This window comes from Sphingopyxis sp. Root1497, assembly GCF_001427085.1.
GTDB lineage: Bacteria > Pseudomonadota > Alphaproteobacteria > Sphingomonadales > Sphingomonadaceae > Sphingopyxis.
Genome location: NZ_LMGF01000004.1, coordinates 80,486 through 93,842, shown reverse-complemented (window position 1 = coordinate 93,842; position 13,357 = coordinate 80,486). Strand labels below are relative to the sequence as shown.

Annotated in this window: 12 protein-coding genes; 9 read left to right on the top strand and 3 right to left on the bottom strand. The window is 65.9% G+C overall.

Annotated elements, in window-relative coordinates; genetic code table 11:
- Positions 1–38: 38 nt before the first annotated feature.
- Positions 39–2,303 (bottom strand): TonB-dependent receptor, encoded by a 2,265-nt coding sequence (locus ASD67_RS11995; RefSeq protein ID WP_056347475.1) that lies wholly within the window; start codon positions 2,301–2,303, stop codon positions 39–41.
- Between the two features lie 347 nt (positions 2,304–2,650).
- On the opposite strand from ASD67_RS11995, the gene leuC reads away from it, so the two are divergent.
- A complete protein-coding gene (gene leuC / locus ASD67_RS11990) occupies positions 2,651–4,072 on the top strand; it encodes a 3-isopropylmalate dehydratase large subunit (RefSeq protein ID WP_056347473.1) in 1,422 nt (473 codons plus the stop codon).
- Here leuC and leuD read toward each other — a convergent pair.
- Positions 4,069–4,650, bottom strand: coding sequence for a 3-isopropylmalate dehydratase small subunit (gene leuD, locus ASD67_RS11985; protein ID WP_056348459.1), 582 nt, complete (start codon positions 4,648–4,650; stop codon positions 4,069–4,071). The two genes, leuC and leuD, sit on opposite strands and share 4 nt — an antisense overlap.
- Before the next feature lie 175 nt (positions 4,651–4,825).
- Between leuD and ASD67_RS11980 the strand changes: the two genes are divergently transcribed.
- Positions 4,826–5,332, top strand: coding sequence for a MarR family winged helix-turn-helix transcriptional regulator (locus ASD67_RS11980; protein WP_056347472.1), 507 nt, complete (start codon positions 4,826–4,828; stop codon positions 5,330–5,332).
- A gap of 71 nt (positions 5,333–5,403) precedes the next feature.
- A complete protein-coding gene (locus ASD67_RS11975; protein ID WP_056347470.1) occupies positions 5,404–5,979 on the top strand; it encodes an NADPH-dependent FMN reductase in 576 nt (191 codons plus the stop codon).
- An 82-nt stretch (positions 5,980–6,061) separates the two neighbouring features.
- On the opposite strand, the gene ASD67_RS11970 is transcribed toward ASD67_RS11975, so the two are convergent.
- Entirely contained in the window at positions 6,062–6,505 is a 444-nt protein-coding gene (locus tag ASD67_RS11970; protein WP_235535668.1) for a MarR family winged helix-turn-helix transcriptional regulator, read from the bottom strand.
- Positions 6,506–6,676: 171 nt separating this feature from the next.
- On the opposite strand from ASD67_RS11970, the gene ASD67_RS11965 reads away from it, so the two are divergent.
- The 6 genes from ASD67_RS11965 to ASD67_RS11940 are packed head-to-tail and all read left to right on the top strand — an operon-like array spanning position 6,677 to position 13,348.
- Positions 6,677–8,311, top strand: a complete 1,635-nt coding sequence (locus ASD67_RS11965) for a long-chain-fatty-acid--CoA ligase (protein WP_056347466.1) — start codon at positions 6,677–6,679, stop codon at positions 8,309–8,311.
- Positions 8,312–8,338: 27 nt separating this feature from the next.
- A complete protein-coding gene (locus tag ASD67_RS11960; RefSeq protein ID WP_056347464.1) occupies positions 8,339–9,466 on the top strand; it encodes an alpha/beta hydrolase in 1,128 nt (375 codons plus the stop codon).
- A gap of 1 nt (position 9,467) precedes the next feature.
- Positions 9,468–10,439 carry a phosphotransferase family protein gene (locus ASD67_RS11955; protein ID WP_056347462.1) on the top strand — a complete coding sequence of 324 codons (972 nt, stop codon included), beginning with the start codon at positions 9,468–9,470 and terminating at the stop codon, positions 10,437–10,439.
- A gap of 1 nt (position 10,440) precedes the next feature.
- The gene (gene eno / locus ASD67_RS11950; RefSeq protein WP_056347460.1) at positions 10,441–11,739 is read left to right on the top strand and encodes a phosphopyruvate hydratase; all 1,299 of its coding nucleotides are present in this window, start codon (positions 10,441–10,443) and stop codon (positions 11,737–11,739) included.
- Entirely contained in the window at positions 11,736–12,656 is a 921-nt protein-coding gene (locus ASD67_RS11945) for an NAD(P)-dependent oxidoreductase (protein WP_056347458.1), read from the top strand. The genes eno and ASD67_RS11945 overlap by 4 nt, the downstream gene beginning before the upstream one ends.
- The gene (locus ASD67_RS11940) at positions 12,656–13,348 is read left to right on the top strand and encodes an alpha/beta fold hydrolase (RefSeq protein ID WP_056347456.1); all 693 of its coding nucleotides are present in this window, start codon (positions 12,656–12,658) and stop codon (positions 13,346–13,348) included. The genes ASD67_RS11945 and ASD67_RS11940 overlap by 1 nt, the downstream gene beginning before the upstream one ends.
- The last annotated feature ends 9 nt before the right edge of the window (positions 13,349–13,357 follow it).

The following is a 13,357-nucleotide window of genomic DNA, read 5'->3' as shown; positions in this document are numbered from 1 at the left end:
GGCCCGCGGCGCGCCTCACGCACCGCGGGCGCAGGATTTTAGAACTTCACCGCAAAGTCGACCCCGAACTCGCGCGGCGCCTGATAGAATTGGCTGATCGGCGTTGCGCCCGCATTGGTCGCGCCCGACATCACCTTCTTGTCGGTCAGGTTGGTGCCATAAAGCGTGACCTTCCACCGCTCGTCATCGCCGGCGACCGCGATGCTCGCATTCACCAGCACCACCTCGTTGCGGTAATAGCCCGGATTGTTGCTGCGGCCCCAGGTATTGAAGCGCGCCGAATAGCGCGCGTCGCTGTGCAGCTTCACCTCGCCGAACGAGGTCGGGATCGCATAGTCGAGCGACAGGCTACCGCTCCACTTGGGCGCATTGGCGAGGTCCAACCCCGACGAATCGACCGGAACCGCGAAGGTGCCGTTGGGAACCCCGTTGAGCAGGACCGGCACCGCCGGCCCGCACTGGCCCGGCTCTGGCGCGCCATTGGTGAACACGCCGTTGGTGTCCGCGCAGAAGTCGGTGTAGCGCGCATGCAGATAGGCCACATTGGCGCCGATCGAGAAGCCGGTTGCAGGGCGCAGCACGCTTTCGACCTCGAAGCCATAAATCTTCGCTGCGGCGATATTTGTCGTGACATTCTCGGCGCGGACCGATCCCATCTTGGTTACCGAACTTTGCAGGTCGCGGTAATTGTTGAGGAAGCCCGCGACGTTCAGGCGCAGCAGCCGGTCGAACAGGTCGGTCTTGGCGCCAAGCTCGAATGCGGTAACCCGCTCGGGATCATAGGGGCCGACATTTTCAGGGATGGTGCCGCGCGAGTTATAGCCGCCGGCCTTATAGCCCTGCGAATAATTGGCGTAGACCATGACGTCGGGGGTGACTTCATAATTCACCGTCAGGCGCGGCGTGAACTCGGCCCACGAGGCCTCCAGGCTGCTCGCGAAGGACGAGATTCGGTTACCGTTGACGAACGCCTGCGATGCGATGTCGTACTTCTTGCGATCATGACTGTACCTGCCGCCGATCGACAGTGTCAGCCCGTCGGCGGGATGCGCATTGACGAGCGCGAACAACGCATAGCTTTCGGTGTCCTGATGGAGCTGGGCCAGCGTCGTGGTTGTCGGGTTGGCGAGCACGGTGTTGAACTGACGCCATTTATCCGCCTGATAATAGAGGCCGACGACGAAATCGACCGGCTCGCCGGCGGGCGAGACATAGCGCAGTTCGGCGCTCTTCGATTCGCCCGAGAAATCGCGGGTGACGTCGAGCTGCGGGGCGGGGGTGATCAGGCCGTCGAAGTCGCCGCGCGTGACATAGGTCAGGTGGCGATAGCCGAGCACCGAACTGATCGTGCCCCAACCCACATCGAGGTTCGAATTCCACGACCCGCCATAGCTTTCGGTCTTGGCATAGGGATCGAAAAGAACGGCCGCCTTATAGACGTCGGTCTTCACCGCGTCGGGCAGCAGGTCCCAATTGGGATCGCCATTGTCGAGCACATGCGGCGCCGGGCCGATCGTCTTCTGCTTCAGCCAGTCGACGATCAGCGTCGAATCGAACGCGCCGCCCTGATCATATTCGAGCGCGCCGCGCACCGACTTCACATTGGCGCCGTTCAGGCGGTTGCCGGTGATCACGTTGCGCGCATAGCCATTATAGTCGCGGAAATTGACCGCAATCTTGGCCGCCAGCGCGTCGTTCGCGAAGCGGCCGGAGTTGATCTTGCCGCGGAACTGCTTGAGCCCGTAGGAGCCGAGCGAGACGCGCGCTTCGCCGCCGAAATCGTCTGTCGGGCGCGCGCTGATGACGTTGATCGTGCCGGCAAGGTTGTTCTTGCCGAACAGAACCCCCTGCGGGCCTTTCAGGATCTCGATCCGCTCGACGTCGAACAGGTCGAGCATCGTGCTCGACACGAAGGGTATATAGACGCCGTCGATGATCGTGCTGACCTTGGGGTCGGCGTTCGGATCGGGGTCGGCGGTGCTCATGCCGCGGATCGAGATCATCGGCACGTTGGCGACCAGGCCCTGCGTCTGCAGCACGACATTGGGCGCGAGGCCGTTGAGGCTGGTGATGTTGGTGCTGCCACTCGCCTCGACCATCTCGCTGTTGAAGGCGGAGATGGCGATCGGCACGTCCTGCACGCTTTCGGAACGGCGCTGCGCGGTGACGAGGATTTCGCCATAGGTGTCGTCGGCGGTCGTGCCTTCGTCGGTCGCGGCCTGGGCGGCCATATCCTGAGCGTGCGCCGGCGCGGCTGAAAGCGCGATTGCGGCGGTCGAAAGCAATAGCAAAGCGGTCTTCATGTCGTCCTCCCGTTCGCCGGCGCGCGGAATCCGTTTCCGCACGCATAATCGCGTTCGGAAGTGCGGCGCACGCATCCGGCTCGTCTGTCCAAGGAACGGGTGTGTCGGCTTGTGCCGTATTGTCGCCGGTCGGGATTATCCATCCTCGGTTCGTACCGTCGGTTCTATCCTCGTTCCCGAGGCTCTCATATCATGCCGAAATAATACTTCAACTACTAAGTATTGCATGATTGTGAAAATCGGGATTGGCGGAAAAGCGCTTGATACGAACCGCGAACATGCCTTATAAGTTAGATATCTAAGTATTATGGCGCGCACCGAAGTCGTGCCGGCGGGGATGATGCGGCATGACCAATCCGGCGCGAGCGCGCACATTATATGACAAGATATGGGACGCGCATGTCGTGGCGCAGGACGATGGCGAATCGATCCTCTACATCGACCTGCACCTGCTCCACGAGGTGACCTCTCCGCAGGCCTTCGCGGCGCTTGCGGCCTCGGGCCGCATCGTGCGCAGGCCTGAACGCGCGCTGGCCCTCTCCGATCACAATGTTCCGACCGAAGGGCAGGCGGCCGGGGCATCGGGGGTCGCCGACGAAGCGGCGCGCGCGCAGCTCTTGGCGCTGGAGGTCAACGCCGACCGTGCGGGCGTCGAGCGTTTTGCAATGGGCGATCCGCGCAACGGCATCGTCCATGTCGTCGGACCCGAACAGGGGCGGTCGCAACCGGGGATGACGATTGTCTGCGGCGACAGCCACACCTCGACCCACGGCGCCTTCGGCGCGCTCGCCTTCGGCATCGGCACCAGCGAGGTCGAACATGTGCTCGCGACCCAGACGATCCGCCAGCGCAAGTCGCGGAGCATGCGGATCACGGTCGATGGCGCGCTTCCGGCCGATGTTTCGGCCAAGGACCTGGCGCTGCACCTGCTCCGTACCGTCGGCGTCGATGGTGCCACCGGCCATGTCGTCGAATATGCCGGCGCGGCCGTCCGCGCGCTGTCGATGGAGGCGCGCATGACCTTGTGCAACCTCAGCATCGAAATGGGTGCGCGCGCCGGGTTGGTCGCGCCCGACGAGACGAGCTTTGCTTATCTTGCCGGGCGTCCGGCGGCGCCGACCGGGGACGCATGGGGCGGGGCGGTCGCCCGCTGGCGGGGCCTCGCCAGCGATGCCGATGCGACCTTCGACCGCGAACTGCGCATCGACGCCGCCGCCGTTCGCCCGATGGTCAGTTGGGGCACCAATCCGTCGCAGGTCGTCGGCATCGGCGAGCTTGTGCCCGATCCGTCCGAACTGCCCGACCTCGATGCGCGCGCGATGGCTGAACGGGCGCTCGCCTATATGGACCTGACGCCCGGTCGGCCGATCGCTGGCCAGCGGCTCGACCGGATTTTCATCGGCAGTTGTACCAACAGCCGGATCGAGGATCTGCGGGTTGCGGCGGCCATCGCCCGCGGCCGGCACGTCGCGCCGCATATCCGCGCGATGGTCGTGCCGGGCTCGGGGCTCGTCAAGCGGCAGGCCGAGGCCGAGGGACTCGACCGGGTGTTCCGCGCCGCAGGCTTCGAATGGCGCGAACCCGGCTGTTCGCTGTGCGTCGGCATGAACCCCGACCGCCTCGCTCCCGGCGAACGCTGCGCCGCGACCTCGAACCGCAATTTCGAGAACCGCCAGGGGCGCGGCGGGCGCACCCATCTGATGAGCCCGGCGCTCGCGGCGGCAAGTGCGATAGCGGGGGCGATCGCGTCGCCCGATATGCTGGGCTAGGCGGCCTCGTACCGCGTGATCGCCGCTTCGTGCCGCAGCGTCCGTCCGATGTCGTCGAGTCCTTCCATCAGCACCCGCCGGTCGTCGGCATCGATCACGAACGCCACGACCTCGCCCGACGCGAGCCGGATTTCCTGTGCCGTCAGGTCCACCTCGACCGGCGCATATTGCGACAGCGCTACCTCGGCGCACAGCCGCGCGCAGATCGCTTCGGGCAGGCGGACCAGCAACAACCCGTTCTTGCGGGCATTGCTTGCGAAAATGTCGCCGAAGCTCGGCGCGATCACGCAGCGGATGCCGAAATCGTCGAGCGCCCACACCGCATGTTCGCGCGACGACCCGCAGCCGAAATTGCGGTCGGCGATCAGGACCTCCGCACGGCGACAGGTCGGGTTGTTGAGGATGAAATCGGGGCGTTCGCTGCCGTCGGGCGCGAAACGCAGTTCCTCGAACAGATGCGCGCCGAGCCCGTTCCGCGTCAGCGCCTTCATGAATCGCGCCGGAATGATCATGTCCGTATCGACATTGGCCAGCGGTAGCGGCGCCGCGACGCCGCGCACCCGGACGAATTGTTGCACGATCATCTCCGAACAAATAACTTAGTAGTCTAAGTAAATTGCTTTCGCCGCTTTGTCCAATCATATCGACGGTTTGAACCGGTGCGGCGACGATAGAGGTTGCCGCCCGATTCTTCGGCCTCTAAGAATCGGGACAGGCACAAGGCCGCGCGAGCGGCCACAGGGGAGCAGTGCATTGGCCAAAACCAACCAGAGCTTTCGGCATCCCGCCGAATTTTACACCGATCCCGAAAACAGCATCGGCTATCTCGCGCGCGTCGTCTTCCGATCCTTTTCGCGGTTGCTCGAACGCCGCACGCTGACCCATGATGTGTCCGCCGGCCAGTGGCGCTTCCTGCGCCAGTTGTGGCGCGAGGACGGCATCACCCAGCGCGAACTCAGCGAACGCGTCGGCATGCGCGAGCCGACGACGGTCGTCGCGCTCAAAGGTCTGGAAAAGGCGGGTTTCATCACCCGCAAGAAGACCGAGGACGACCGCCGCAAAACCTTCATCTTCCTCACCCCGCACGCCCGCAAGCTCGAACTGGTGCTCGCCCCGATGAACGCCGAGATCCACGAGATCGCGACCCGCGGGATGAGCGATGAGGAGGTCGAGGTGCTGCAGTCGCTGATGCGCCGCGTGATCGGCAACCTCGCCGACGAAACGCAAAAGCTGTCGGTGCTGTCGGACGTCAAGGCTTGATCCGGCCGCGCTAAGTTGCGATGCCCGCCGCGAATCGGTTAGTATTCTAACCAAATGCAGCGGGAGGCATTATGACCAGAATTGCGGTGATCGTCGGCAGCACGCGCGACGGATCGTTCAACCGGGCGCTTGGTGCGCTCGCGGCGGCGCGGCTGGCGGCGCATGGGGCCGACGTGACCGTCGTCGACCTCGCCGCGCTCGACCTGCCGATCTACACCGCCGCGCTCGAAGCGGATGCCTTTCCTGCCGACGCGCTGAAACTGAAAGACCTGCTGGCCGCGCAGGACGGGCTGCTCGTCGTGTCGCCCGAATATAATGGCTCGATCCCGGCGCTGCTAAAAAACGCGATCGACTGGGCGTCGCGTCCGACCGGCGACGAAGGACCCGTCGCGCTCACCGCCTTTCGCGGCAAGGCTGCGGCGATCATGGGCGCGTCGATCAGCCCGTTCGGCGGCATTCGCGGCCTCACGCATCTGCGCCAAATCCTCGGCACGATCCAGATGCTCGTGATTCCCGACCAGGTTCTGGTCCCGAACGCGCACGCGGCCTTCGACGAGGCCGGGCAACTCCGGGAGCCGCTCCCCGCCTCGCTCGTCGACATGACCAGCGCGCGGCTGGTCGCTGTTGCCAAAGCGCTCGCGGTCTAAATATCAACCGTAGCCCTGAGCCTGTCGAAGGGCGCTTCTCCGAGAGGCGCCCTTCGACAGGCTCAGGGCTACGGTGCGTGGATCAAGCCCGTTTCTTCTTCGTCGGCGCCGTTGCCCGTTCGATATTGTCGCCCCAGTCGTCCTCGAGCGCCGCGAGCAGCGCGTCGAAGCGGTCCTGTCCCAGCACCTCGGCGATCTGGGCGGTCAGCGCGTCCATCGCGCGCTGCGCATCCTTGCGCATCCGCGCGCCGGTTTCGGTCAGCGACACGATCATGTGGCGCCGGTCGTCGGGGTCGGTTTCCATCCGGACGATGTCCAGCTTGACCATCTGGTTGATCGTGCTGTGGATGGCTTGCCGCGACAGGCCCAGGTTGCGGGCAATGTCCGACGGACGAACGACGCCGCTGACGATATTGGTCATCACCATCGATTGCGGACGGTTGACGTCAGGCCAGCCGCGATCGTGCAGCCGCGCCTGCAGCCCCTCGTCCATCCAGCAAAAGCGCTGGAAAAGTGCGATGATCAATTGGTTTGTGCGCATAAGATGCTGCGATGGGCCCCCGTTGCCTTTGTTTCGACGCTAGAAGAAGGGCAGGGGGGACGCAAGGCGCGCGGGAGCGTTGCCAAGGCAAAGTACTTAGTATACTATCCTTTAAACAGGCGCTAGACGCCATCGGGGACAGGAGAGAATGGCGCGATGATGGGATTGATGCAGGATGTGCCGCTGACGGTCGACCGCATTCTCGATCATGCTGCGAACTGGCACGGCACCCGCGAAATCGTGTCGCGCGATGCCGAGGGCGGCGTCACCCGCTCGACCTATGCCGCGATCCACAAGGATGCGAAGCGCGTCTCGAATGCGCTCGCCGCCGAAGGAATCGTCGCGGGCGACCGCGTCGCGACGATGGGCTGGAACAGCGCGCGCCACCTCGCGGCCTGGTACGGTGCGGCGGGCATGGGCGCCGTCCTCCACACGCTCAATCCGCGGCTATTCCTCGAACAGATCGCCTATATCGCGAACCATGCCGGCGACCGGCTGCTGATCGCCGACCCCGCGACCGCCGATCTGGTCGAAGAATTGCTGCCGCAGGTGCCGAGCATCGAGAAGGTGATCTTCTTCTGCGACGCTGCTTCTCTGCCGAAAACCAGCTTTCCCGCTATCGCCTTCGACGACTGGATCGCCGGTCAACCCGCCGACTATGCATGGGGCGGCTTTGACGAAAATGCCGCCTGCGGCCTCTGCTACACCAGCGGCACCACGGGCAATCCCAAGGGCGTGCTCTATTCGCACCGCTCGAACTATATCCACGCGCTGATGACGCTCCAGCGCGACGCGCTCGGCCTGTCGGCGCGCGATACGGTGCTGCTTGTCGTCCCGATGTACCACGCCAATGCCTGGGGCGTCGTCTATTCGGCGCCTGCGGTCGGCGCCAAGCTCGTGCTGCCGGGGCAGCGGATGGACGGCGAATCGATCTACAATCTGATCGAGCAGGAGGGCGTGACTTACTCGGCCGCGGTCCCGACAGTGTGGCAGATGCTGCTCCAGTATATGCAGGAGAACGGCAAACGCTTCACCACGCTCGAACGCGTCACCATCGGCGGTTCGGCGTGCCCCGAATCGATCATCCGCACCTTCCGCGACGATTATGGTGTCGACGTCATCCAGGGCTGGGGCATGACCGAGACCTCGCCGCTCGGCACCGTGTCGGTGCCCAATGCCGCGGTCGCCGCCAAGTCCGATGCCGAACAAATGGCCTATAAGCTCAAGCAGGGCCGCCTGCTCTGCGGGCTCGACATGAAGCTCGTCGACGATGCCGGAAATCGCCTGCCGCACGACGGCAAGACCCCCGGCCGGCTGATGGTCAAGGGTCCGACGATTGCCGGCGCCTATTTCGGCGGCGAAGGCGGCGACGTGCTCGACGCCGAAGGTTTCTTCGACACCGGCGACGTCAGCACGATCGACCGCGAAGGCTATATGCAGATCACCGACCGCGCCAAGGATGTCGTCAAGTCGGGCGGCGAATGGATCAGCTCGATCGAGATCGAGAATATCGCGATGGGACATCACGCGGTCGCCAACGCCGCAGTTGTCGGGGTTTCGCATCCGAAATGGGACGAACGCCCGATCCTGCTCTGTCAATTGAAGCCCGGCGCCAGCGCGACGGCCGCCGACCTGACCGCCTATCTCGACGGCAAGATCGCTAAATGGTGGATGCCCGACGACGTGATCTTCGTCGAGGACATCCCGCTCGGCCCGACGGGCAAGATCGACAAGAAGGCGATCCGCGCCGGGCTGGAGGGCTATAAATTGCCCTTCGACGTCACCCGCTAGAACAACCCGAAAACAGGAGAGAGACGCATGGACCCCAATGGCATCGAGGGACTCGACGCGACCTTCATCGGCCGCGCGCCGCCGACCGCGCCGCGCATCCAGGCGGGCGGCCACCCGTGCCAGGGAATCTATTGGACCGAGGCGGGCAAGCGCCCCAAGGTCGCGATCATCGCCACCCATTATAACGTCGATTTCTCCGAACATTATATCGCGCCATACTTTGCGCGGCAGGGCTTCGGCTTCCTCGGCTGGAACACCCGCTATCGCGGTTTCGAGGACCAGTTCCTGCTCGAACATGCGGTACTCGACATCGGCGTCGGCGTGCGGTGGCTGAAGGAAGAGGCCGGGGTCGAACAGGTCGTCATCCTCGGCAATTCGGGCGGCGGTTCGCTGATGGGCGCCTATCAGGCCGAAGCGATCGCCCCGACGCTCACCGATCGCCTGCCGTCGGTCGGGCAGGATGCGCTCGCGCAGCTCATCAAGGGCGACCTCTACATCAGCTTCAACGCGCACCAGGGCCGCCCCGAAGTCCTCACCGACTGGATGGATGCCTCGGTGATTGACGAGAATGACCCGACCCTGACCGACCCCGAACTCGACCCGTTCAACCCTGACAATGGCCCGCCCTATTCGGACGAATTCATTGCGAAATATCGCGCCGGCCAGCGCGCGCGCAACCAGCGCATCACCGACTGGGCGAAAGCCGAACTCGCGCGGCTCAATGCCGCAGGCATCCCCGATCGCATTTTCCCGCTCTTCCGCTGCTGGGGCGACATCCGCTGCGTCGATCCCGCGATCGACCCGTCGGAGCGCAAGCCCAACTGGTGCTATCGCGGCGACCCCGCGATCGCCAACCGCACCCCCAGCATCGGCCGCGCCAACACGCTCAAGACCTGGCTCAACATGTGGAGCCTCGAAACCTCGCCGTGCCAGGGCCAGCCGCATCTGGCGAAGCACGACACCCCCGCGCTGGTGGTGCAGGGGCTCGCCGACACCGGCGTCTTCCCCAGCGACGCGCGCAAGATCTTCGATTTCCTAGGCTCGACCGACAAAAAGATCGAACTCATCCCCGGCGCGCATTATTTCGAGGATTCGATCAAGGAACGGCAGGACGCCGCCGACCTCGTCGGCGCGTGGATCAGGGAGAAGCTGTGACGTGACGGCGGACGCCGACATCATCGACGCGCTGCGCGGCGCCGGGCTGGCGGTGGAGGGCGAGGTCCTGCTCCAGCCGCTGACCGGCGGCGTGTCGTGCGACGTGTGGAAGGTCGACAGCCCGGCCGGCCCGATCGTCGTCAAGCGCCCGCTGCCGCAACTGCGCGTCGCCGCCGAATGGCTCGCGCCCGTCGAGCGCGGCACCAGCGAGGTGCGCTGGCTGCGCCGCGCGCGCGGCGTCGATCCGCATATCGCGCCCGAGGTGCTCGCCGAACTGCCCGGCCACGCCTTTGCGATGCGCTTCCTCCCCGGCTGCCCGGTGTGGAAGGACGAGCTGATGGCGGGCCGCGTCGATGCGGATTTCGCCGCGCAGGTGGGGAAGGGGATCGCCGCCGTCCACGCGGCGACCGCGTACAACGATGGCGACCGCGCCGACTTCCCCAACGACGACATGTTTCGCGCGCTGCGCGTCGATCCTTTCCTGCTCTATGTTGCACAGCATGACGCCGAACTTGCGCCCGCGCTCACGACGCTTGCCGCCGACCTGTCGGGCCGCAAAATCGCGCTCGTCCATGGCGACGTCAGCCCGAAGAATATCCTCGTCAGCGCCGACGGCCCCGTCTTCCTCGACGCCGAATGCGCGGTCTATGGCGACCCCGCCTTCGACCTCGCTTTCTGCGCTACGCACCTGCTGCTCAAGGCGGTGTGGTCGGGCGATGCGCAGCTGAATGCGGCCGCCGCCGCGCTCGTCGCCGCCTATCGCGCGGGCATCGACTGGGAGGATGCGGACGATCTGCTGCTCCGCGCGGGCAAGCTCACCGCGGCGCTGCTCCTCGCGCGCGTCGAGGGCAAGTCGCCCGCCCCCTATCTCACCGACCCCGCTCACAAGCATATCGTGCGCGATCAGGCGCGTGCGCTGATCCGCGCGCCGCAACCGATCGACGCGCTCGTCGCCCACTGGAAAAGGACCTAGAATGCCATCGCCTATAGCTTCCGTCATCGGCCGCCAGCTCTGGGATTCTCGCGGACGCCCCACCGTCGAGGCCGAAGTCATCCTCGCCTCGGGCGCCGTCGGCCGTGCCATCGCCCCCGCAGGCGCCTCGCGCGGCGCGCACGAGGCGATTGACCTCCGTGACGGCGGCACCGCCTTCGGCGGCTTCGGCGTCAATCGCGCCGTGGCGGGCATCGGCGCCGAGATCGCGCCCGCGATCACCGGCATGGACGCCCACGACCAGGCCGTGGTCGACGCCGCGCTCTGCGCGCTCGACAACACCCCGAACAAGGCGCGCCTCGGCGCCAACGCCGTCGTCGCGGTGTCGATGGCGGTGCTCCACGCCGCCGCCGCCGATGCGCGGCTGCCGCTGTGGCGCTATCTCGCGGGCGATGCGAAGGTCCGCATCCCGCTCCCCGAAATCCAGATTTTCGGCGGCGGCGCGCACGCCGGGCGGCGCACCGACGTCCAGGACTTCATGATCATGTGTCCGACAGCGGGCAGCTTCCGCCGCACGCTCGAAATCACCGACGATGTCTACCGCGCCGCGGGCACGCTGATGGAGGCGAAGGGCCCACTCAGCGGTGTCGCCGACGAGGGCGGCTGGTGGCCCAATTTCGCGTCGAACGAGGATGCGCTCGACACGCTCACCAGGGCGATCGAGGCGAGCGGCCACCGCGCAGGCGAGGATGTCTTCATCTCGCTCGACATCGCCGCCAACGAACTCGGCGACGCCTCGGGCTACAGCCTCGCGCTCGACGACGGCCGCCTGACGAGCGAGGCGATGGCTGCGCGCATCGTCGAATGGGCGGGTCGCTATCCGATCCTGTCGATCGAGGATCCGGCGGGGCAGGACGACTGGACGGCGATGGCTGCCGTTACGGCCGCGATCGGCGACCGCGTCCAGATCATCGGCGACGATGTGCTCGTCACAAATGCCGATCGCGTCGCCCGCGCTGCCGATGCGGCGGTGTGCAACGCGGCGCTGATTAAGGTCAACCAGGTCGGCACCGTGACCGAGGCGAAGGCCGCGCTCGACGCCGCAGTCGCGCGCGGCTGGGGCGCGATCGTCTCGGCGCGCTCGGGCGAGAGCGAGGATGTCACCATCGCGCATCTCGCGACCGGCTGGAACGCCGGGCAGCTCAAGGTCGGCAGCTTCACCCGTTCCGAACGCATGGCGAAGTGGAACGAAATGCTGCGCATCGAGGAGACGATGGGCGCCGACGCGGTCTTTGCGGGCTTCTCGGCCTTCGCGGGCAGCATCGGCGCGGTCGCGGCATGATCGTCCTCCACGCGCGTCCAAGCCCCGGTTTCCGCGACGCGGTCGATGCCATCTTCGGTCCGGGCGTCGTCACCCACGTCGACGAGGCCGAACCGCTCGACGCAGTCGCCCCCGACATCACCGCGCTGCTCCATGTGCTGACCCCGGTCACCCCCGACTTCATCGCTTCGGCGCCGAAGCTCAAACTGATCCAGAAACTCGGCGTCGGGGTGAACACGATCGCGCTCGATGCCGCCCGCGATCACGGCGCCGCGGTGTGCAACATGCCCGGCACCAACAGCCAGGCGGTCGCCGAAATGGCGCTGTCGCTGATGATGGCGGTGCTGCGCCGCACCTGCTTCTTCGACGCCCGCACCCGCGCCGGCGAAGGCTGGACCGCCGACCCGTCCGAACTCGATCAGGTAGGCGAGATCGGCGGGCGCACCATCGGCCTCGTCGGATTCGGCAATTCGGCCCAATTGCTCGCGCCCGCGCTGGCCGCGCTCGGCGCTAAGATCGTCTACAATGCGCGAAGCAAACGCGACGTGCCTTATGAATATCTGCCGCTCGGCGACCTGCTCGCGACCAGCGACATCGTCTCGCTGCACATGCCGCTGACCGACGAAACGCGCGCCAGCATCGATCCCTTCGTGATGAAGAAGGGCGCGGTGCTGGTGAACACCGCGCGCGGCGAATTGGTAGATCAAGGCAAATTGGTCGAGGCGCTGACCAGCGGCCACCTCCGCGGCGCGGGCCTCGACGTCTTCGCCGAAGAGCCGTTGCCGCTCAGCAATCCATTGCTCGGACTGCCCAATGCCGTGCTCGCCCCGCACATCGCCTGGCTCACCCCCGAAACGCTTGTGCGCAGCCTGACGGTCGCGCACGACAACTGCCGCCGCCTCGCCGCCGGCGAACCGCTCCTGCATCAGGTGATCTAATGTCGCTCCCCATCGTCCTCATCACTGGCCAGCTCCTGACCGACGCCGTCTGGCAGCCTTTGCTCGACGCCTGGCCCGACCGCGACATCATCGTCGCCGACAACCAAAGCGACGACACGATCGAGGATTTCGCCCGGCGCCTCCTCGACAACGCACCGCCCAAATTTGCCCTCGTCGCCCACGCCATGGGCGGCTTCATCGCCTTCGAAGTCATGCGCCGTGCGCCCGAGCGCGTCGCCAAGCTTGTGCTGATCTCGACGCTCGCGTCCGCCGACGGTCCCGCCCAGACCGCGCGGCGGCAGGGCTATATCGACCTCGTCGAGAGCGGCCAGTTCGAGCAAGTGGTCGAGGAACGCATCCCGATCCTCTTCCCCGAGGACAAGCGAAACGACGCCCACCTGCTCGGCATCGCGCGGCAAATGGCGGCCGACACCGGCGCCGACACCTTCCTCGCCCAGCAGCGCGCGATCATGGCGCGCATCGACAGCCGCCCGCGCCTTGGCGAGATCGCGGTGCCGACCTTGCTGATCTGGGGCGAAAAGGACGGCATCACCAGCCGCGCGCATCATGACGAAATACTGGACGCGATCCCCGGCGCACGGCTCGAGGTGATCGCGGGGGCCGGTCATCTGCCGACCGTCGAGGCACGCGAGGTGGTGGTGCCGCTGCTGAGCGAGTTTATCGACGCCTGACCTCCCCTC